The sequence below is a fragment of the Bacillus sp. FSL L8-0199 genome (assembly GCF_038005705.1).
GTDB classification, from domain to species: Bacteria; Bacillota; Bacilli; order Bacillales; family Bacillaceae_G; genus Bacillus_A; species Bacillus_A cereus.
In genome coordinates this window covers 4,876,968-4,897,565 of the sequence record NZ_JBBOTS010000001.1, presented here as the reverse complement: position 1 = coordinate 4,897,565, position 20,598 = coordinate 4,876,968, and the positions used below count along the sequence as shown (strand labels likewise).

The window sequence follows — 20,598 nt, the reverse complement described above, 5'->3', positions numbered from 1 at the left end:
CCATAGGTGGCGACTGCGATGATTCAGCATATTTATGAGCATTATCACATGCATGTTAAAGAATTAATCCCCCTTGGCCCCTATAAAAGCTTTTGGATTCGCAACAAAATTTATGTACTTGTTCCAATTGGAGAAATGGAGGAAGAAGTACTTGTAGAGATGAAAAAGCTCAGTGATTATATGAACCAGCAAGGGGATATAACTGTAGCGACTTTCGTTCCGACTATACACGGCTACTATGTAAGTGAGATAGAAGAACAAAATTACTGCTTATTAAAAGGTATGCGCACGTTAGAACGACATGCTATGTCATTAGGAAGTGAGCTTTCTATATTCCATAAACGAGGTGCATTCTTTCCAGAAGAAATTGAGCAATTAAGCCGAATTGGTGAATGGAAAGCGTTATGGGAAAAAAGGCTCGATCAATTAGAAAAGTTTTGGCAATCACAAGTAATGAACCACCCTTCAGATGTATTCGATCAATTGTTTATTGAATCCTTCCCGTATTACTTAGGAGTTGCAGAAAATGCCATTCAATATGTTGTCGATACAGAAATGGATGATACGCCGCAACTAACGGATGCAGCAACAATTTGCCAAGAACGATTCACACCTTTATTATGGCATCAAACGAAGCGTCTCAAACTCCCTTTTGATTGGGTATATGATCACCCGAGTCGAGATATTGCAGAATGGATCCGCCATATGACGATAGAAAAAAAGAAAGACTGGGAGCAAACAATCGTTCAATTTGTTACGGATTATGAACGGAATTATTCGCTATCCTCATTTGGCTGGCGCTTATTATTTGCAAGGCTCCTGTTCCCGCTTCATTATTTTGAAACGGTCGAACGATATTACCAAACTGGAAACGAAGAACAAAAAAGCATATATAGAGATCGCTTAGAAGCCATTTTACACGATGTGAACCGCTCAGAGCAATTTATGAAGCATTTTTATGGTTCACTTCGTTTACCAGTAGATAAGCTCGGGATTAGAAAATTAGATTGGCTATCTTAAAAGTATAAAAAAGAGACCGATGGAGGTCTCTTTTTTATACCACAATTTTATGTAATACATTATGCCCCTACCTGCTGATCTGCACATATATTTAAAACGAATTGATGCCCTTCGAGTTTTTCATTTACTTTACCCAATAATTCTTGCTGAATTTCTTTAAATAAAAATTGATAGCTTGTATTCCATGTTGGTATAACGGATGAAAGGCCTAATAAATATTCTTTTTTCTTTTCTAGTTCTTGAATTGTTAAAAAAGTGTTCCCCATTTTTGGCATCTGTCGTCCCCCTATGTTTTTTACTTTATATGTGTGAACGATTCACTATATAGTATTAATTATCGCATTTTTTGAGAGGGATTTCCAATTTTGTTTTATGATGTTAACGGATAAATGTGATTTGAATAAAAAAAGGAGACCAAATTTGGTCTCCTTTTAGCAAGTGACTTTGAACGAGCCGCTAGATAATATCCAGCTCCAGCGGCTAGAACAGTCGGCCATTTCGCGCCTTCCTGTGAGGCAAAAAGCGCCTCTTCGTCAGGAGCTCCAATGACCTCCTGTTCTGAACGAGCCGCTTCCGCTTTTAATTAAAATACTTGTTCTACTTCGATAACGCCTGGTACTTCTTCAAGTAACGCGCGCTCGATACCAGCTTTTAGTGTGATTGTAGAACTTGGGCAGCTTCCGCATGCACCCATAAGGCGTAGTTTTACGATACCTTCTTCAATGTCTACTAATTCAACGTCTCCGCCATCGCGAAGTAAGAATGGACGTAATTTATCTAATACTTCTAATACTTGTTCTTCCATATGTGGGTTTTCCATTTTTATCGACTCCTTTCATCAGTTTTATTATAATCAAGATAGAGGGGAAAATCTATTTTTTCTCTTCTTGTTTTATTGTCGAAATTTTGTATCGTGTTTTTTCAGTATAGGGGTATGGAATAAGTTTGTAAAATGATGTGCTTATGTAATAAGACATCTGAATATACTGTTGGGACAAGAAGTGGGGGAGAAGAAATGGTTAATGTTCAAGTGTATGGAACGAAAGTAATTTGTGCGAGCTGCGTTGGAATGCCATCTTCAACAGAAACGTTTGAATGGTTACAAGCGGCAATTGGTCGTAAATATGAAGGACAAGAAGATAAATTTAATTTCGAGTATATTGATTTCCAGGAAGAACAAGAAGATGCGGATAAAAAAGCATTCGCAGAGCGCGTAGTGGAAGAAGATTTATTTTATCCGGTCGTTCTTGTAAATGGAGAAATTGTTGGAGAAGGAAATCCTCGTTTGAAGGATGTTTACGAAGAAATCGAGAAATATTTATAAAACAAGAAGTCTTTGCGAATTTGCAAAGGCTTTTTTTATTGGAGGGATAGATATGAAAAATGGAGTGAAGCATGCGTTACCAACGGAAGTAGAGCAGTTAATGGAGCGGTACACAGTAGAATTAAAAGAAATTTTTTTGGATGAAAAAATAGTCGGGGTATATATTTACGGATCCATCGCACTAGGTGCATTTCATAAGGAAACGAGCGATGTTGATTTTGTTACAGTGATAAATGATTCCGTGAATGAAGCTGAAAAACAGCAGCTTGTGGAACTACATAAGAAACTTAGTGATAATACGCTAGGTAAAAGAATGGACGGTATGTATATTTCGCTTGCTGACTTAGGGAAATACAATGATGAAATGAACGAGTATGTGTATTGTGCAGATGGTAAAGCTAATGTTGGTCATTGGGACATTAATGCGGTCACATGGTGGACGTTGAAAAATCAAGGCATTACAGTTACCGGAAAAGAAGCAGAAGATCTTCCACTGCAAATACAATGGAATGATGTAGTAAATACGATGAAATATAACGTAGAACAGTACTGGAGTGAAAAGGCGAAGAAGCCATATTTATTTTTTATAGAAGAGTGGGTAGAATCAGCTGTCGTTACGATGGGACGTATTTTATATACACTGGATCATAAAACAATCGTTTCAAAAGATAGAGGATTGCAATACTTGTCAGAACGTTCAGCGGAAGAATGGGAGATTTTATTAAAAGAAGTAGCGAGAATACGACAGAGTCCAAAAGAAAAGCGAATGCTCTCAAGGTGGGGAAGGGCAGATATGACGAAGAGGTACTTACTGCATTTAATTGAGATGTGTAGAGAGAAATGGTAGGGAAGAAAATGGACAATACAGTGGGGTGTATTGTCTTTTTTTATGTTAAATTTGGTATATAATGGTTTAAAAAGTTTAATTATACTGGAGGGGATAGGATGAATATAGAATTAGCTACATATGAAGAAAAGAATGAACAAATGAGTATGCGCCAAGTAATTAGCATTCTATTAATTATTTTTGGGGTCATGCATGGAATTGGTTTTTTGAACCTTTTATATGATTCTTCCTTATACCCATGGTATGTAGATCATCTTATTCCACCTTTAACATTTCTTACTATTATTTTTATATATTCACCAGCAAGAAATCACTGTGTACAGTTAGTAAAATCAATACAGTTCAATAATTTTAAACATTATGTAACGATAGTAATGACGATGATCGTACTGCTTATATATCTTGCAGTATTAAATTTAGTTTTACCACATGGGCTTCGTGTGGATGAACCTAATATAGCAATAGAGCCTACTAAAAATGAAATTATTTTATACGTAGTTGTACTCACGATTTTCGCACCGGTTTGGGAAGAGCTTGTATTCCGAGGTATGTTTTTTATGAAATTATCTCAGCGCTTCTCTATACTTAGTAGTGCCGTTATAAGTGCTTCTATATTTACTTTAGGGCATCCCCTTACAGTAGGGAGTGTTTTATATATTTTTGGTGGCGGTATATGTTTAGCTTATACGTATAAGAAAACAAATAACTTACTCGTCCCATGGGGGATTCATTTATTAAATAATGCATTTTTTATATTAGTAAATTTTCAATTGTAAAAAGACGCCTTTTTGAAAATGGCGTCTTTCGTATTTTGTAGCAGATAGAAAAGACTTTACAAGTATTATGTAGAGGAAAGATAATAGAAAAAATATGTGTATGGGGGAAGATTATGAGTAAATATAAATTACATATAAATAGAGAACAATTATGGAAAGGATGCGTTTTAAATTCGATTGCCCATGCAATTAATGTAGCGCATTGTCCAGATTTCTCACATGAAAGTTCATGGGACGGATTTAACTATAGTATGCAAGATACTCAAGGCGGACGAGGGACAATTACGTTTCATCCGAATTATACGATTGTATGTCTGCAAGATGTGAATAGCGAGAGAATAGATGAGTGGATTGATGCGGAAAATTACTTTGAAGGAGCACCTTCGGAAGTGATACATATTGCGAAAGAAGAAACTCTTCAATACATATTAGAAGAAGTAGAAGGTGAGACTGTACCTTTCATTACAACAGCATTTTGGATTGAGGATAGCGGTGCATATTCAATCGATTCATTTGAAGAGATGGAAGAGCATGGCGGATTTTTATTAGAAATCCCACTACTTGACCTGCAATCAGCAATAGAAAGATTAGAAGAAGAATATGAGCTGACAGAAGAGCAAATAGAGCTTTTACAACTCGTGTATGAGAGAAAAATTAAAAATCCAAACGAGGAAATTATGTTGTCTAAAGAAGAAGTGGCGATGATCGGAACGGATGATAGTGAAGGATTGGAAGTTAGTAAGGATTCTTTTGAAGAGATGAATATTACTTGGGCTTTGTAGGAGAGGATAAAATGTTTCCGATTGGTGAGCAGCCGAGGATTATAAAGGACTTGGAAAATGTTACTGCTAATTTAGAAGAATTAGCGATTGAGGGGAAAACAAAAAATATAGAACGACTAGCATCTTTACAAGTTAAGAAATTATGGATTTTCGCAGTAAATCAAAAACAGTTTGAACATATTCTTTCGTATGCTCGTCCCGATATATTATATGTTTACGAAATGCGGGTAGAGGATTTAAGTGGCCTTCAGAAGTTATCAGATTTACAACAGTTGTATATGTGCTGGAATACAAAAGCGAAGACGTTATGGGATATCGCGTATAATAAAAAACTCAAATCCTTATTAATTGATGATTTTTCTAAGCTAGAAGATTTAAGTGCTTTAAGTAAGTGTCCGCAACTCAATACCTTTTACATGGGCGGTGGGATAAATACAGCAATGAAAGTACAAACTTTACAACCACTCGCTGCATTACAGAATTTAAAAAAACTTACTCTTATGAACTTAAAGGTTAAAGATGATTCGTTAGAACCTTTAATCCAATTGAAAAATTTACGAGAGTTAAGTTTATCTAATCAATTTAAGGTGGAAGAGTATGCAAAATTATCTGTAGCATTGCCATATACGAAATGTGAATTTTTCAGACCTTACGTATATATGAACGATGCAATAGAGGGAAAGAATATAATGGTGATTGGGAGAAGAAGACCAATCCTTAATTCGAAAACGGATATGGTAAAGATGCAAAAGTATGAAGAACAATTTAAAAAGTTACAAGAGGAATATAAAGCACTAGTAGAAAGCACAATGTGAAATTACATTGTGCTTTCTACTAGTTTTTTCATAGACATATCAACTTCGTGAAAGAATACTTGCTCTTTTTCCTCGGTATTAAGATTTACAGCACAATGCAAATATTGCTGTAAATAGCGGTTAGCTTGTTCGTACTGTTTTAATTTGTAGAAAGAGAAACAAGTAAGAAGCAAGAATGCTTTTTCTTGTAATATTGGAACGACAGCTAGCACCGGAGTAATAGCGTGTATATTTGTTTTTGCTAAATTTTCATAAGACGCCCACACTTGAAACCAGTCGAAAATAGTAGAAAGGTAATTCGGAATGTTGATAGTTTCATGTGAAACATTATGCAATAACTGGTTCTGGTTCATATGTATAGGCTCTATTCTCGTTTGTAGAATGCAATCGAATATTGAAATGTTTTCTTGTATTTGTAACTGGTCTGTAATAAGCTGCGGGAGACCGATCGGGTGAACTCCGATGTTTATATAAAAACTATCTTCAAACTGGCTTTTTTGTATGTTAATGAGCTTATAAAATCCGTTTTCAGCTTTGCAAAATGTATGTCTTTTTTTCTTAAATCCAAGTGGTTTTAAAGCAGCGTGCAAATTTGTAATGAAATTTTTCTCCTCTTTAGAGTGAGGCTTACTCTTCGTCATATTCGTACGTAGTTAAGTTTTGTAAGAAACTCTCGAAATTAGGTGCTAATTCAATAATTTGCTCCATCTCATTATCGATAAATATAACTGGAGGATTTTCAGCAGTATTGCGATAGTCTAATGCAATCCACGTATGTCCGTCCCCAGATAAAAGTACGAGATTCTCAGGCATTTCCCATTCCTGAATTAAATAACGGCTCTCTAAAATACTAGATTCATTTTCATCAAAAGAAATGCCATATAAGCCAGAAACATTAACGTGATCGTCTGCCCAAGAATTCGGCTCTGAAGTAGGGTGAGCATCAAGGCGCAGTGTTCCTCCGTTTTGTTCTTTTAGCAGGTTTATGTACGATTCTGGAAGCTTTACGTTCAGTGCATCTTCTGCTTTTTTTATTAGTTCGTCGTTTATAGGTGCTAGTTTTAAATAATCATCTTCTGTCCAAATTGTAGTCTTCATATCGGAACTCCTCAAATAATAGTTTTAAGAATCTTATGTCATATATTATAGTTAGTTTAAATGCCGAGCGATAGAGGGAGAAATAAAATATGGATGTATTTGAATACCTTGATCATGTAAATTCTAAAGAAGACTTATTGAAATTTCTTGTACACCTTCAAAAAGATTTTAAAGTGAATAAAGATGAATGGGAGAACATAGAGGTAGAGAATTATTTAGATGCATTACACGGTTGGTTAGGTGCTTATGAAGGTGTTTATATAAATCAAGGGGAGAAGCTTCCAGAAAATATTCCATGGAAGTTTATTGCCCAGATGTTGTTCGTAGCAGCTTATTATGAATAAAATGGAATTTCCGAAAAATGGAATGGAGAAACTATTATGATGAACCACAATAAAATTAAACAACTTTTAGAACATGTAGATCGTGCTGAGGATAATGAAATTGAGTTAGAGTGTGAATTTGAATCAATCACAATAGAACTATTTAATAGTGAAGAGATAGAAGAAGGACAACTTGGTTATAGCGTGGATGGTGAAGGACAAAGTTTAATCGGAAATGAAGAAGGAGATTGGAAAGAAGGATGGATTGTAATTGGACTAGATTCATATCTTGGGGATCCAATCTTTGTAGATAGTAACACAGCTATGCATGGTGAGGGAGATTGGGAGCTGGAATGTATAGCGAAGCGTATAGAAGATATTATTGAGAAAGTGAAGGGGAATGTGCGAGAAATAAAATAGTATTTCAATGTGATTAAGAGGGAGGAAATGTAGTATATATTCACTAAAAAAGATGTATAAAAATGATTTTGATGCATCCTTTTTAGTGAATATATAAAATAATTAACTTAGTGTATTAAAGATATGATACATGATTATTTTAATATATTTAAAAGTAAAATGAAATAAGAAACGGATAATTGTCGGAATATATTCGATTTCCGTTCATTTTTATGAAATATGTGTACTTTTTGTTAGATTCCTTCATTTTGTGCATATACAATAAATGTATATAGAAATAAGAAAAGGATGATGTACGTGAAGGACACTGTTTTACAAGAAACGATTTCTCCACAAGAATTACATAAAGTTGTTCAAAAGAATACAGCTTATTATGACTTTAAGTGGGGTAAAGTAGAAAATCCAGCGCAAGGGAATACATGGAATTGGGTAGCCTTTTTCTTCCCAACTTTTTGGTTAGCTTATCGAAAAATGTATAAGTTATTTATTATATTTGCGTTATTGGCTATACCTAGTATAGTTATACCCCCTTTTATAGATATTCCAGATGGGATTTATGTAACATTTAATTTAGCTCTTCAATTAGGAATGATGATATTTACTGGATGGCAAGGAAACCGTTTATATTACAAGCATGCTGTTCGTGTTTTTCGTAAGGGAGAAGATTCGTCTGATCATGAGAAGGCGTATTTCTTACAATCAAAGGGTGGCGTGAGTATTGCTGGTATGATTGGTTTACAGGTTATAGTCGGGATTGTGTTTGGGTTAGCTGCGTTCGGGCTGTCCTTTTTACCAACTGAACCGAATATTAAAAACGTTGTTCGTTCAAGCGGTGAAGGGGTTACTTTAGAGATTATGACTGATAATCCAACTTGGAAGTTTGTTAAGAAAGAAAAAGATTATGACGTAGTAGAGTTTACTGGTTATGATTATACAGAGAAGAAAAACGTGAAAATTAAATTTGCTGTTTATTTCGATGAAGATTATTTCGAGTGGCAAGAGATATATGAAAATAATAAGAAGTTAAGTGAAGAAGAATTAGAAGAATATCAAATTTACATTGAAGAAAATAATTGGGGGTTCTAGAGGGAACTCGTTCATTTTGAAAAGAAGAATCTTGCGAAGGTTCTTCTTTTGTTTATTAGGGGGAGAGAAATGATTTCAGCATTAATAGAAGCTCTAATAGGATCTATTAGTTTAAGTACGGGTTTACACACGAAAAAGATTGATGTTAACATACGTTACTTGCAGCAGTATGAATGGTTTCGAATGACATATGAAGACGAGAAGTATCGAAAGTTATTTATTACGAACTACAAAGTTCGCTAAGGGTTTGATTGCTCGTAAAAAAATAAAAATGCACAACGAAGATTTTTAAAATTAGTGGAAGAGCAAATAGAAAAACGGCATACGAATTGAAATTTTGTAAAATACAATAAAAAATGAGAATTTGAGGTAGGGTTGTCAATAACGTGAGACTATGGCACTATAAAGAAATGCTATACAAATTTTATTTATCGAGATGTAAACATCAATTTTGATTTTTACGTATAAATAATGAACGGAGGAAATAAATTTATGGCTACTTTACCAAATTGTCCAAAATGTAATTCAGAATATACGTATGAGGATGGCGTTCTTTTCGTATGTCCAGAATGTGCTCATGAGTGGGGCCAAGAAGCAGAAGCTGAAAATAATGATGGTGCAAAAGTTGTAAAAGATGCGAACGGAAACGTTCTTCAAGATGGCGACGCTGTTACTGTTATTAAAGATTTAAAAGTAAAAGGAACTTCTTCAGTTGTGAAGATCGGTACGAAAGTAAAGAGTATCCGTCTAGTTGATGGCGATCACGATATCGATTGCAAAATCGACGGTTTCGGAGCTATGAAGTTAAAATCACAGTTCGTTAAGAAGGCATAAGTAAATAGAAGAGGAGGCGAATAGCCTCCTCTTTTTATTATGTCACTTTTTGTCGGTAAGTCGATATTTCGTACAAAATCGTTGATATATTCTGAGTTATGATAGATATATTGAAAAAATCGTTAATATAATTTCATTCACCGTGAACTACGCACTATTTACCTCGCACCATAGTCAATTTCTTTCAATTGACATCGCTTATTAAAGAACGTTTTATATCCAAGCTGTAAAAAGATAATGACAGCAAAGGCAGTACTTCCAGAAATACCGAGTATGATGGCGATTTGATATTGAATGGCTGTGAATGGTGATACACCGGATAATATTTGACCAGTCATCATGCCTGGTAAGCTTATAATTCCCATTCCGACCATAGAATTAATTGTTGGTAAAATAGCAGAGTCAAAAGCGTCTCGAATGAGCGGAGCAGCAGCTTCTTTCGGTGTTGCGCCGAGCATAAGTGCACCTTCAATTTGACCTCTTTGCGATTTCATATTGTTTAAGAACGTATTTGCACCAAGAGAAACACCAGTCATGGCATTCCCAACTAACATTCCTGTAATAGGGACGATATATTGCGGAGCATACCAAGGGTCATGACCGATAATAACAAAGATAAATAGTAGAAGTGGCCCAATTGATCCGGCGACCATGGAAAGGGCGGCTACTCGTTTTAATTCTTTAGACATTGGGATGTTAACCCGTTTATAAATATTAAAAATTGCAAAGGTAGTAATAGAAGTGATGAGAGCGATTGTATAAAATGGATTACTGTTTTCAAATACGTATGTAAGGACATATGCAACAAGTACGAGCTGAATCGTCATACGGAATGTTGCGAGCGCGATTTGTTTTTCGCGAGGTATTCCTTTTAATTTTACAAGTCCAATTAAAATAAGAATGAAAATATAGGCAGCTGCAAGTTGCCAAATTTGGAGTTCAATAATGCCCTTCAACTGAGAGCACTTCCTTTCTAGTTGCACCCTTTGTTTTGCTAATTTCAATAATATCGTCTGCAATTTCTTTTGGAAGTTGTTGCGAGTGTGTGATGAAGATAACTGTTTTTTTCTTTTTTCGTGCTAGTTCAGTAAATTGTTTCATAACGCGGCGTTCTGTATCACTGTCTAATGCTGAAGTGGGTTCATCTAATAAATAGACAGGCGGATCCATAAGTACGATACGTGCAAAGGCAAGTCTTTGTTTTTCACCGCCGGATAATGAGGAGGTGCTATCTTCTAATTGCTTGTCTAAGCTAACGGTTTGTAATGCACTCCGCAGGGCATCATCATTTGGAAATGGTTTTTCAGAAAGACGAAGTCCCATTAATAGGTTGTCTTTAACGGTTCCATCAAAAATAGGTGGAGTTTGCCCAAGCATAACTACGTCACGACGTAATTGAATAGGGTGATAATCAGAAATTAACTTTCCGTTATATTCAATTGTACCGGATGTTGGGGATTGTAAATCGTTTAACATGCGAAGTAATGTGCTTTTTCCGCTTCCGCTTTCACCGATAATACAAGTAATCTTTTCTTTTTGAATCTGTAAATAAGGAATGTGTAGTATATCTTTATATATAACGTCTTTTAATATAAACATAAATCGCTCCTTTCTGATTCTAGTTATATCGTATCAAAAAAAGAGGGGAAAATGGTTATAACGAACAACGTTTTTTCTTCGTCTTGAGTTTTATTAATAAGTTAAGTAAACGATCTAATTCTTGGCTGAAAGAAATCACTTTATCATGAGTGAATCCGTATCGTTCAACGAGATAGATTAACTCTTTCTTTTTCGCTTCTATTCGATTGTTTAGTTTCGATAAGTTCATAAGTGGAATGTAATGCCTCCTACAAAAGTATTTATCACATAAAAAATAAGACCGAATGAATTCGGTCTTAAAGGAAATAATAAAACAACTTACAAATAGCATACAATGTTTATCAATATTTTTTAATATGAAAATGAAAAATAAATCATTATAAATATTGAGAAAGATGTGTCTGATAATTTTTAAAAACTGATGCAAAGAGGCTGCCTACATAGTAGACAGCCTGTAAAGTATTAACCTTTATGATATTTGTACATCCAAAGAAGACCAGATTTTAATAATCTCGGTACACGTCCCATTAATGGTTGGTTTGCTAGTAAACCAAAGCCGTGCTTCTTACCAAGAGATCCTAGAACACCTTTTAATTTAATAACAGGTAGTTCATCCGGGAGTGGTTCATTATTCCAACGTTTTAATAATATTTGGACAATTTGTTCTCCTTGACCTTCAGCCAGTTGGGCAGATGGTGCATGTGGAAGTGCTGCGCAATCTCCTACAACGTAAACATGATCGTTATTTGGAATATTATGATATTTAGTTAAGACAACCCGTCCGCTACCATCTTGTTCAACTGGAAGGTTTCGAACAACTTCATTTGCTTGAATACCAGCTGTCCAGACGATTGCATCACATTCAAGTGGTTCATCGTGGTTGTAGACAATATTTGGTTCTACTTTTGTAATGTTAGAGTTTCGTATAATGTTAACTTTATGCTTTACAAACCATTCTTCTACGTATCTACTTAATTTCTCTGGATATGGGAATAAAATTCTATCTTTTCGATCAAATAAATAGATTTTTAAATCAGAACGGCTTTCACGAAGTTCACTTGCTACTTCAACGCCACTTAAGCCAGCACCAACGACAGCTACTGTTGCATTTGGTTCTAGACTATTTAATTGTTCATATGTCTTACGTGTTTGTTCAATTGATTGTAGACTATGTGTATATTCTCTAGCTCCAGGAACGTTATGATATTTATCTTCACAGCCAAGTCCGATAATTAAATCATCATATTGGATCGCTTCGCCGCCATCAAGATGAACAGCTTTTTCTTCGAGGTCAATATTTGTTACTGTGCCGTATTGAATATTGAGGCGTGGGTGTTCAGGAAACGGTATACGAATATGCGTTTCTGAAATAGTACCCGCAACTAATGCATAATATTCAGTTTTGAAGCAATGATATGGTACTTTGTCGATTAATGTCACTTGTACATCATCTGGAAGTTGGTTGCTTGGAAGTAGCCTTTGCAGAATTCTCATTCCACCGTAGCCGCCACCTAGTATTACGAGGTGTTTCATGATGGATTACCCCTTTTCTGTTGAAATATCCCCTAATCATAAAATTTTATATTAATAAAATATTTTGACTTTACTCAATCAAATTATATCGAATTTGTGAACAAATAACAATGCATGAATGAATACTCTGTTGTACAATAAGAAGAAAAGTAAACTGTTTTTCTTTTTAAGTTACTCTTTCATTGTAAGTAGCATGTTATATAGAAGAAATCATCTACTTTGAAGTGAAGTAATGAAGTAACTAAATAGTTTAGACTGTGTAACGAAAACAACAAGAAACAGCTTAGTTTTCTTCTTATAGATAAAGTGAAAAGGTAATTTGTTTTGTAGTACAGGGGGGAGAATTTTGATTAAACCATTAATTGAATTTTGTGTAGGTAACCTTGCAAGTGGTTCACAAGCAGCTCTAGAAAAATTAGAAAAAGATCCGAATTTAGATGTAATGGAGTATGGTTGTTTAGGATATTGTGGCATTTGTTTTGAAGGACCATTTGCACTTGTAAATGGTGAAGTTGTACAAGGTGCAACAGTAGAAGAGCTTGTTAATAATGTATATGAGTATTTGGATGAAAATCCAATGTTTTAAGGTGTTGCGAATTAGCAGCACCTTTTTCATTAGATAAAACTTTATTTCGTGGGGAAGACTAATACTGAGTATTAGTCTTCCCCAATCGAAAATAGTAGGATAAATAAAAAAAGGCCCTTTTTAGAAGGGCTTTTTTCTTACACAAATTGTGTAAGAGTGGCTCATCGCCAAACGTTGTCAAATATGAGAAACGGGGGACATTCATATTGTGTTCTAAAAGCATGCATTTTATACTTAACATAACAAATTATTTTTGGAGTGAATATAAATGAGCCAATTTTCTTTTACAAAAATGCATGGTCTTGGCAATAGTTATATATATGTAAATATGTTTGAAGAGCAAATTCCTGAAGAAGATTTAGCCCTTGTGGCCGAAAAGGTTTCAAATATTAATACTGGTATTGGAGCAGACGGGATGATTTTAATTTGCCCTTCAGACGTAGCTCCGGTGAAGATGCGTATGTTTAATAATGATGGTTCTGAAGGAAAGAGCTGTGGTAACGGTTTACGCTGCGTAGCGAAATATGCGTATGAGCATAAACTAGTAGAAGAAACAGTTTTCACAATTGAAACGTTAGCTGGTATTGTAACGGCTGAAGTAACAGTAGAAGCTGGTGTCGTGACATTAGCAAAAATCGATATGGGAGCACCGCGTCTAACACGTGCAGAAATACCGATGCTTGGTGAAGGTGAAACACCATTTATCCGTGAAAACTTCTTATACAATAATCATCGTTATGCATTTACAGCTGTTTCAATGGGAAATCCGCATGCGGTTATTTTTGTTGATGATGTAGAAAAAGCACCTCTTACAACACTTGGACCAGTTCTCGAGACACATGAAATGTTCCCAGAGCGAGTAAATGTTGAGTTTATCGAAATTTTGAATGATGACGAGATGAACTTCCGCGTTTGGGAACGTGGATCTGGTGTAACGCAAGCTTGCGGAACAGGAGCGTGCGCTGCAGTTGTAGCTGCTATTTTAAATGGAAAGATGGAACGTGGTAAGGAAATTACAGTCCATTTAGCTGGCGGCGATTTAATGATTGCGTGGACTGAAGAAGGAAACGTGTTGATGAAAGGACCTGCGGAAGTAATTTGCCGCGGAGTGTATGAGTACAAGATAGAAGCGTAAAGATGTATAATGGACTAAGAACAGAAAGGAAGGTGTATTTCATGATTGAAGTAACAGAACAAGCAGCTTTTCAAATTAAAGATATGTTAAAAGATGCTGAAGATGGAGAGAAGTATGTGCGCCTTGCTGTACACGGCGGCGGATGTAGCGGTCTTTCTTACGGCTTAGGATTTGAAGTAGAACCAAAAGAAGACGACACAGTTCTTGAGTTTTTCGGTGTTGAATTTGTTATCGATACAGAAAGTGCTCCAATTGTTAAAGGAGTAAAAATTGACTATAAACAATCTATGCTTGGCGGCGGATTCACAATCGACAATCCAAACGCAATCGCATCATGCGGATGTGGATCATCTTTCCGTACAGCATCGAATGCTGGTAAGCCAGAAGAGTGCTAAGTTTTTAGCCAAAAAAGAAAAGACCTTTTTAGCGATGGAATAAAATCGTTAGAAAGGTCTTTTCTTTTTGCGTTAAAACAGAAAATGCATGTAAAGTTACTTTGGATTTTAATTTAAATGTTATTATATATGGTATATATGATTAATGCTGTGAATTCGAGATTCATATTGTTCATTTTAAGATAAGATTATGTAGAAAAAATGTAAATGATTAGCAAAAATATACTATTTATTAGTTATATTTAATTTTAATATTTGTAACGAAGATGATTGGGGATTATGTTCGGACTAGTTGTAAATGCATCGGTTATTACTAATAGGTAGATTTATGCAGCACGATTGGTTCAACTAATAATCAGTGGGGAAGAAGAAAACCCCCCACTGATTAAAGTTTCACTTTATACAAAAAAGGTGCATGAGCGAGAAGGCTATAGCAAATTGTATAGAACTGAATAGTTCCGTATTAATTAAAATACGTTGATTACTAGATATAAAAAAACACCGGGGGGATTAGAGTGAAGTCATTTAAGAGAGTACTTATAGTAGGGATGGCGTTGACTACAGTATCGATTTTGGGAGCTTGTTCTAGCGATACAGACGTATTAACAAAAGCAGGAGCAAAGCAACCAGCGAAGGCGGAAGGTGAAGTACTAAAAGATCAGAAGAAAACACCTATGACTACGAGCAAACGTGAAAGTATTAAAAATGAGGATGCACCATCATCACAAAAGCGTTATATTTCTCATGATGAATTTCAACAGATTGAGGAAGGTATGACGTATACGGATATTCTTAATACGATTGACTATGGTGGTGAGAACATAAAACATTATAATAACCATGAAAAACGCGTATTTTATACTGAAAAAGATACGGATGGTACATATGAAATTATGGTTGAATTAAATACATATGGTTATGTTGTAAATATTGAACGTACTGCTATAAAGGATGAAGATAAAGATACAGATAAAGAGAATCAGGTATTTACGAAACGTAGTGAAGAGCCTGTAAAGGAATATGAAGAAAAAAACGATCGTGTACCGTGGTATAAAGATGTAAATAACAATTCGGCAGCAGTAAGTTACAATCATTATTTGAAAATCAAAAAAGGTATGGCCGCGAATCAGGTAAAAGCTGCAATTGGACAGCCACATGTGATTGAGAAATATAAATCTTATTCAGTATATGACTATACTGGTTATGGTGGAGAAGGATCATTACGTGTAATCTTTGAACCGAATGGAACTGTTACGGATGTAGTGGAAGACGGTTTACCACGATAATAAATTAGTTACGGGAAGAATTGTAGTAAAGTTGTCTTTGATTTTATAAAGTTTTTGGGAGCATCTCCGAATATAGGTGAAAAAATAATTCTCTTAGCTATGTTAACTACAGTATTAGTATTTACCGAAGTTTCTTCCAAATTCAATAGCGTTATCGTGGATGTTGTTGTCGTATTATCTTTGTTGATATATACCGCAGTAGGGCAGCAATTGTAACTGGACGTAAAAGGACACGGAGGAGTAGCAGCCTCCTTTTGAAAGAAGGAGGAAAATATGATGGAGGATATTCTTGAATTCATAAGGAGATACGTAATTAAACCTATTATTAGTTTAGTAAGATATCTTGTAATAGAGATTATAATTGAAGGCATAATAGAAGGCGTAATAAACGGTATAAGGAAATTACGTGATAAGTGGCAGAATTGGCGTGAAAGACGTTATTGGCGGTAGTGTAGCTGATGAGCGTGCGAAACAAAAACGTTATACAGAAATTTAATGTAATGACAATTTCTAAAGTGAAGAAATAATTATTATCTTACAAAAGTGTAATGTTCATGTCATGTTTTTGAATTTCTTCTTTAAGCTCCGGGCTTTAAGATAAGAATATAAGAAAAAACATATGAGGTGAAGGAAATGAAAAGATATATTGCACTGTTTAGTATTTTAGTTGTATTCGCAAGCCTTTTAGTTGGTTGTGATATTAATCGTTTAGGAAAAGATGAGTATTACGTTCAAGTTACAGCTGATGGAATTGAAAAAAATGAGAAGTTTGATAACGGAGAGCCACATAAATATTTCGAGTATAAATTAAAAGGATTCGATAAAGACGGTAAAGAGAAAGAATTAGAATTCATAGCTCAAAAAAATCTTCGTAAAGAAGCATTCCTACGCGTATACCACTCAGATAAAAAAGGTGTAACAGCTTGGGAAGAAGTGAAAAAAGACGAGCTCCCAGCGAAAGTGAAAGAAAAACTAAGTGTGAAATAAGACAGATAAAAAGGAATTGACGAACAGGGTCAATTCCTTTTTTTGTTTTCAAATTCTTCTTCTGAAATGACTTTAAATCCGTGTCTTTTAAATAAAGCAGTTGTCACTCCGAAACCAGTTTGCTTATTACCGTTAAATTCTCCAGTGTAAATCGTAGAACTACCACAAGATGGGCTGCGTTCTTTTAAAATAATATATTCTGGGTGTAAATCTTTAATTTGTTCTAATGCTTTATAAGCACCATTTACGAAAGCTGCTGTGACATCTTCACCATTTTTTGTTATCACTTTCGCTTTTCCGTCTAAAACGTCGTCGCCATTCCCGCCAATAATTTCAGCGGAAGGACGAGGTGTTGGTAGTCCTCCTAATACTTCAGGGCAAATGAGGACTGTATCTTCTTTTTGCAGAAGCTCCTCTATTTTTGAAACGAGATTGTCATTCCCGTCATAACGGCAAGCAATCCCACCTAAACAAGCGCTAATTACGATCATATTTTCATCTCCATTAAAAAATATTAACTATCACGCCAATTTCGCTTCCTGCCTCTTACTTATAAATGAGGTGATATAAATGGGAAGCTTATATAATTTAATGAAACCATATAGTGAATTTCGAAGTAAAGAAGAGTTTAATACATATCAAAAACAAGTTTTGAAGTGCTACCGATTTCAATTGAATAAAACTGATTCTATCATTATTCATTTTTTAGGAAAATATGCGGTGAATGAGAAACAAAAAACAGTAGGGGTTGCTTGTCCATTAATGGGGACGATTGCGACGAATGTTGGAAAGAGTATTCGTACAGTACGCCGTTCAATTGCAAAGTTAGAGGAACTAGGAATTATAAAGCGTGTTGCAACAAAAGAAAGGCATAAACGCGGCGGGTATAGTGCAAACTTATATGTATTTCTTACATCTGCGATTGACCGCATGGATGACCGTATGAAAATGTCCGCTTGTAAAACTGAGGATAATGCAACTGGCTGTAGTAAAAATGAGCAAAAAATTGCTGGGGAAACAATTCTTTCTAAAAACATTTCGCAAATAAAAGAGAAAAGAAAAGGAACGTATGAGCTTGATGAGACGTATTCCCGTCATGATATACCGAAGCCTTTTATATACGCACTGGTGCCGATGACGAGTAATCCGAAGAAAATTAATATATTTTGGAGTAAGGTCGAGCTTGCGTATAAAAAGAGTGGGTTATTAGAACAAGGTGTTTTACTAGAGCAAATATTAGCTGACGAAGAAGTGTATGGAAATTTAATTTGGCGCGTGAAAAGTGTTGTAAGAGCATATAAATATGGGGAAATTCGTAAAGACATTGGGGCACTTTTATACAGTACAGTGCGAGATTTATTTTTAGAGGTTGGATTAGAATGGGGAGCAGCATTAAGGAGAAGTAAGGGAATATCACTATTTGATCCATTCAAAAAAGAGCCATGCGTATAATACATGACTCTAAGTGGCTAATCGAACTTCCTTACAACTGGAACACGAATCGCTACAAATAGTACGAAGACGATAACAGCTATTGCACCACTTTTCATAACGGTTACGATTGGAATTCCCATTGCAAGTGCAAGTGATGTGAATGCATAAGAGAGCGGGATAAAGCCCATTGATGATAGCATAAGTAAACTCATTACGCGTCCCATCATTTCTTCTTTTACTGTCGATTGAATCATTGCCATAAGCGGTACAATCGCCATTGCGATTGTAATACCATAAAACATGCCGGCTAATAGTGCTTGCCAAAGTACGGTGCTAAAGTTGATGGCTAAGAAGAATACACCAGACAATAGCATCATGATAATACAAAATAGACCGCGTCTACGATTAATATTTTTTAAACCTACAATGATAGCACCGATTGCCATTCCGCCGCCTACAGATGCTTCTAAGTAACTAAACTGGAGCGAATCACCATGCAGAACGTTTTTAACAAAAAGCGGGAAACCAACTTGCATCGGGCCGATTAAAAATAAGTTTAAAAAAGCGCTACAAATAAGGAAAGTTGAAAGGAATGGCGATTCCTTTACATATAAGATTCCTTCTTTAATGGAAGTGAACATACCTTTATCTGTATCTTTTTGTTCTGGTATCGTAAATTGTATTTTTTGAACGAGTATGGCAGCGAAAATTAGTAATAAAATCGTAATGGAAAAGATTGTCTCATAGTTCGTAAATTTAATGAGAATACCACCAAGTACAGGGCCTAAGATGACCGATGCTTGGTTCGTCATTTGTGTAAGTGAATTTGCTTGTGTTAACCGGCTTTTTTCTACCAATTCCGGTAAGATAGATCCATCTGCTGACCAGAAGAAAGCATCAGCAAGTCCAAAGAATAAAGCGAATAAAGCAAATGTATATAGTGTTACATCACCGACAATGAACCATGTGAGAATGGTTGCGACAAGAATCGCTCGAATGATATTGGAGTAAAACATAATGTTTTTTTTCGGGAATTTATCAGCTACAGCGCCGCCGACAATCATAAAAATAAGCCTTGGAACACTAAGGGCTACGAAAACAACACCGAGTGAAGCTTCAAGGTTTAATGTTTTTGCTATGTACCACGTTTGTGAAAAAGTAAAAAAGGCTAAAGCAAAGCTTGAAAAAAGAGTAGCTGCCCAAAGAAAAAGGAAATTCGTATTTTTTAATAACGGTTTTCCGCTTCCTTCTAAAGCAGTTTTATTTTGTTGTAGTTCCTCCATATTGCTTCCTTTCTATGTGACGAATTTAAACTAAAAAACTTATTAACAATCGTTTTATACAGTTTCTAATATTTCTATACTGCACTTTCTCATTGTAGACAATAATAATGAATTTGCCCAGTAGCTATTTAACGACAAAAAAAGATGCCGAATGGGCATCTTTTTTTAGGCTAACGCAATATAAATATCCAATTGAACGTTGTTTGGATCTAACGCTCTTTCATCGTAAAGCTCAAAGTCTGTTGTGAAGGCACGTTTATTTTCTTTCGACCATTTCCAAATATATTCCCAAGCTTCACAAACGACTTCGGCAACTGGTCCCTTTCTTGTTGTAAATACCGCATATGTAGCGGCAGGTATTGTTAAAGTTGTCATATTTTCAGGAACGTCTTTTAGTGAAGAAACTGGCATACCGATTGTAAATGTATATGTACCAGTTTCATCTGATTCGTAGTTTGAGTAGAAAGCGAATGTTTCTTTCGTTTGTTGATTTGGGATGTGATGCATCATTTGTTCTTGAAAGTATCGGTTCCAAAGTTGTGGAATGTTTCCTTCAGTAGATGCCTCTTTTTCATTAGTCGTCGTAACCGAAACGCCGATTGCGTGGAAAGCTTCTTTTTTTACGATAATAGGTTCGTGTAGCATAAAAAATTCCTCCTTCTTTTAAAAAAAGAACATTTGTTCTTGTTTTAATATAACATATTTTTACATGTAACGGTTGTTATTTTTAGAAAATTTTAATCATAAAAAACAAACTGAAAATAACTAAAAAATGGTAAATTTTCTATTGTATGTATAAATAGGATGAGGAGTATGTTAAAATTTTTAAGTATCCTTTAACTGTTATATAAACCTATACAGCACGGTGTTTTTACTATATTAAAAGTATGGTAAAGGTTTGTATAAGTGTCCGGTATATATGCTATTTTTGATAAATTAAAATAGTAATATTCTATGAGATTTATATTGTTGACATTGGGATTTCAACGATACATTTTCGTAGGTCGGATTGTTGCGAGTGGATATATATTGCTA

General features: G+C 35.1%; 27 protein-coding genes and 2 pseudogenes. 18 read left to right on the top strand and 11 right to left on the bottom strand.

The window, feature by feature from the left end:
- Positions 1-18 precede the first annotated feature (18 nt).
- Positions 19-1,020: a spore coat putative kinase YutH gene (yutH, locus tag NST86_RS25380; protein WP_000614218.1), complete on the top strand. Its 1,002-nt coding sequence runs from the start codon at positions 19-21 to the stop codon at positions 1,018-1,020.
- A 59-nt stretch (positions 1,021-1,079) separates the two neighbouring features.
- On the opposite strand, the gene NST86_RS25375 is transcribed toward yutH, so the two are convergent.
- Together NST86_RS25375 and NST86_RS25370 are read right to left on the bottom strand one after the other, a co-directional pair.
- A complete protein-coding gene (locus NST86_RS25375; RefSeq protein WP_016118827.1) occupies positions 1,080-1,295 on the bottom strand; it encodes a hypothetical protein in 216 nt (71 codons plus the stop codon).
- A 308-nt stretch (positions 1,296-1,603) separates the two neighbouring features.
- Positions 1,604-1,840, bottom strand: coding sequence for a NifU family protein (locus tag NST86_RS25370; RefSeq protein WP_000431158.1), 237 nt, complete (start codon positions 1,838-1,840; stop codon positions 1,604-1,606).
- 195 nt (positions 1,841-2,035) lie between these two features.
- Between NST86_RS25370 and NST86_RS25365 the strand changes: the two genes are divergently transcribed.
- From NST86_RS25365 to NST86_RS25345, 5 genes are all read left to right on the top strand, one after another.
- Positions 2,036-2,344 carry a YuzD family protein gene (locus NST86_RS25365; RefSeq protein ID WP_016118826.1) on the top strand — a complete coding sequence of 103 codons (309 nt, stop codon included), beginning with the start codon at positions 2,036-2,038 and terminating at the stop codon, positions 2,342-2,344.
- 52 nt (positions 2,345-2,396) lie between these two features.
- Positions 2,397-3,191, top strand: coding sequence for a nucleotidyltransferase domain-containing protein (locus NST86_RS25360; RefSeq protein WP_016118825.1), 795 nt, complete (start codon positions 2,397-2,399; stop codon positions 3,189-3,191).
- Between the two features lie 98 nt (positions 3,192-3,289).
- Positions 3,290-3,967: a CPBP family intramembrane glutamic endopeptidase gene (locus tag NST86_RS25355; RefSeq protein ID WP_044794983.1), complete on the top strand. Its 678-nt coding sequence runs from the start codon at positions 3,290-3,292 to the stop codon at positions 3,965-3,967.
- Positions 3,968-4,080: 113 nt separating this feature from the next.
- Positions 4,081-4,749, top strand: coding sequence for a hypothetical protein (locus tag NST86_RS25350; RefSeq protein ID WP_016118823.1), 669 nt, complete (start codon positions 4,081-4,083; stop codon positions 4,747-4,749).
- An 11-nt stretch (positions 4,750-4,760) separates the two neighbouring features.
- On the top strand, positions 4,761-5,564 hold the full coding sequence (locus NST86_RS25345) for a hypothetical protein (protein WP_000483952.1): 804 nt from the start codon (positions 4,761-4,763) through the stop codon (positions 5,562-5,564).
- A gap of 2 nt (positions 5,565-5,566) precedes the next feature.
- Here NST86_RS25345 and NST86_RS25340 read toward each other — a convergent pair whose 3' ends face one another.
- On the bottom strand, positions 5,567-6,205 hold the full coding sequence (locus tag NST86_RS25340; protein WP_016118822.1) for a DUF4304 domain-containing protein: 639 nt from the start codon (positions 6,203-6,205) through the stop codon (positions 5,567-5,569).
- Positions 6,192-6,662 (bottom strand): SMI1/KNR4 family protein, encoded by a 471-nt coding sequence (locus tag NST86_RS25335; protein ID WP_002001370.1) that lies wholly within the window; start codon positions 6,660-6,662, stop codon positions 6,192-6,194. The genes NST86_RS25340 and NST86_RS25335 overlap by 14 nt, the downstream gene beginning before the upstream one ends.
- A gap of 89 nt (positions 6,663-6,751) precedes the next feature.
- Between NST86_RS25335 and NST86_RS25330 the strand changes: the two genes are divergently transcribed.
- The 5 genes and pseudogenes from NST86_RS25330 to phnA all read left to right on the top strand — a co-directional run bounded on the left by NST86_RS25330 (position 6,752) and on the right by phnA (position 9,325).
- Positions 6,752-7,006 carry a DUF7660 family protein gene (locus NST86_RS25330; RefSeq protein ID WP_061663191.1) on the top strand — a complete coding sequence of 85 codons (255 nt, stop codon included), beginning with the start codon at positions 6,752-6,754 and terminating at the stop codon, positions 7,004-7,006.
- Between the two features lie 36 nt (positions 7,007-7,042).
- Positions 7,043-7,405: a hypothetical protein gene (locus NST86_RS25325; RefSeq protein ID WP_061663192.1), complete on the top strand. Its 363-nt coding sequence runs from the start codon at positions 7,043-7,045 to the stop codon at positions 7,403-7,405.
- Positions 7,406-7,693: 288 nt separating this feature from the next.
- Positions 7,694-8,491 carry a DUF2628 domain-containing protein gene (locus NST86_RS25320; protein WP_002001368.1) on the top strand — a complete coding sequence of 266 codons (798 nt, stop codon included), beginning with the start codon at positions 7,694-7,696 and terminating at the stop codon, positions 8,489-8,491.
- Positions 8,492-8,560: 69 nt separating this feature from the next.
- Positions 8,561-8,824 (top strand): annotated as a pseudogene (locus NST86_RS25315) (hypothetical protein).
- Positions 8,825-8,983: 159 nt separating this feature from the next.
- On the top strand, positions 8,984-9,325 hold the full coding sequence (gene phnA, locus NST86_RS25310) for an alkylphosphonate utilization operon protein PhnA (protein ID WP_000212737.1): 342 nt from the start codon (positions 8,984-8,986) through the stop codon (positions 9,323-9,325).
- A gap of 158 nt (positions 9,326-9,483) precedes the next feature.
- Here phnA and NST86_RS25305 read toward each other — a convergent pair whose 3' ends face one another.
- The 4 genes from NST86_RS25305 to NST86_RS25290 form a co-directional block, all read right to left on the bottom strand.
- Complete coding sequence (locus tag NST86_RS25305) at positions 9,484-10,281, bottom strand: ABC transporter permease (RefSeq protein ID WP_044794978.1); 798 nt, start codon at positions 10,279-10,281, stop codon at positions 9,484-9,486.
- Positions 10,265-10,924 (bottom strand): ABC transporter ATP-binding protein, encoded by a 660-nt coding sequence (locus NST86_RS25300; RefSeq protein ID WP_000470262.1) that lies wholly within the window; start codon positions 10,922-10,924, stop codon positions 10,265-10,267. Before NST86_RS25300 ends, NST86_RS25305 begins: the two co-directional genes overlap by 17 nt.
- Positions 10,925-10,979: 55 nt before the next feature.
- Complete coding sequence (locus NST86_RS25295) at positions 10,980-11,153, bottom strand: aspartyl-phosphate phosphatase Spo0E family protein (protein WP_001054089.1); 174 nt, start codon at positions 11,151-11,153, stop codon at positions 10,980-10,982.
- Positions 11,154-11,386: 233 nt separating this feature from the next.
- Complete coding sequence (locus NST86_RS25290) at positions 11,387-12,457, bottom strand: NAD(P)/FAD-dependent oxidoreductase (protein ID WP_000682077.1); 1,071 nt, start codon at positions 12,455-12,457, stop codon at positions 11,387-11,389.
- A 346-nt stretch (positions 12,458-12,803) separates the two neighbouring features.
- On the opposite strand from NST86_RS25290, the gene NST86_RS25285 reads away from it, so the two are divergent.
- The 6 genes and pseudogenes from NST86_RS25285 to NST86_RS25260 all read left to right on the top strand — a co-directional run bounded on the left by NST86_RS25285 (position 12,804) and on the right by NST86_RS25260 (position 16,846).
- Positions 12,804-13,043 carry a YuzB family protein gene (locus tag NST86_RS25285; RefSeq protein WP_000595026.1) on the top strand — a complete coding sequence of 80 codons (240 nt, stop codon included), beginning with the start codon at positions 12,804-12,806 and terminating at the stop codon, positions 13,041-13,043.
- Positions 13,044-13,311: 268 nt separating this feature from the next.
- Complete coding sequence (gene dapF, locus NST86_RS25280) at positions 13,312-14,178, top strand: diaminopimelate epimerase (protein WP_000077391.1); 867 nt, start codon at positions 13,312-13,314, stop codon at positions 14,176-14,178.
- Positions 14,179-14,219: 41 nt separating this feature from the next.
- A complete protein-coding gene (locus NST86_RS25275; RefSeq protein WP_000573825.1) occupies positions 14,220-14,573 on the top strand; it encodes a HesB/IscA family protein in 354 nt (117 codons plus the stop codon).
- A 515-nt stretch (positions 14,574-15,088) separates the two neighbouring features.
- A complete protein-coding gene (locus NST86_RS25270) occupies positions 15,089-15,859 on the top strand; it encodes a hypothetical protein (protein ID WP_000834601.1) in 771 nt (256 codons plus the stop codon).
- Positions 15,860-16,268: 409 nt separating this feature from the next.
- Positions 16,269-16,352, top strand: a pseudogene (locus NST86_RS25265) (methyltransferase); the annotation flags it as partial.
- A 140-nt stretch (positions 16,353-16,492) separates the two neighbouring features.
- Positions 16,493-16,846 carry a YxeA family protein gene (locus NST86_RS25260; protein ID WP_000833122.1) on the top strand — a complete coding sequence of 118 codons (354 nt, stop codon included), beginning with the start codon at positions 16,493-16,495 and terminating at the stop codon, positions 16,844-16,846.
- A 29-nt stretch (positions 16,847-16,875) separates the two neighbouring features.
- Here NST86_RS25260 and NST86_RS25255 read toward each other — a convergent pair whose 3' ends face one another.
- A complete protein-coding gene (locus NST86_RS25255) occupies positions 16,876-17,337 on the bottom strand; it encodes a DUF523 domain-containing protein (RefSeq protein WP_000635484.1) in 462 nt (153 codons plus the stop codon).
- Positions 17,338-17,416: 79 nt separating this feature from the next.
- On the opposite strand from NST86_RS25255, the gene NST86_RS25250 reads away from it, so the two are divergent.
- On the top strand, positions 17,417-18,298 hold the full coding sequence (locus NST86_RS25250) for a helix-turn-helix domain-containing protein (protein ID WP_044797485.1): 882 nt from the start codon (positions 17,417-17,419) through the stop codon (positions 18,296-18,298).
- 17 nt (positions 18,299-18,315) lie between these two features.
- Here NST86_RS25250 and NST86_RS25245 read toward each other — a convergent pair whose 3' ends face one another.
- Positions 18,316-19,563, bottom strand: coding sequence for an MFS transporter (locus NST86_RS25245; RefSeq protein WP_061663193.1), 1,248 nt, complete (start codon positions 19,561-19,563; stop codon positions 18,316-18,318).
- 165 nt (positions 19,564-19,728) lie between these two features.
- Positions 19,729-20,208 carry a GyrI-like domain-containing protein gene (locus NST86_RS25240; RefSeq protein WP_044797484.1) on the bottom strand — a complete coding sequence of 160 codons (480 nt, stop codon included), beginning with the start codon at positions 20,206-20,208 and terminating at the stop codon, positions 19,729-19,731.
- Between the last annotated feature and the right edge of the window lie 390 nt (positions 20,209-20,598).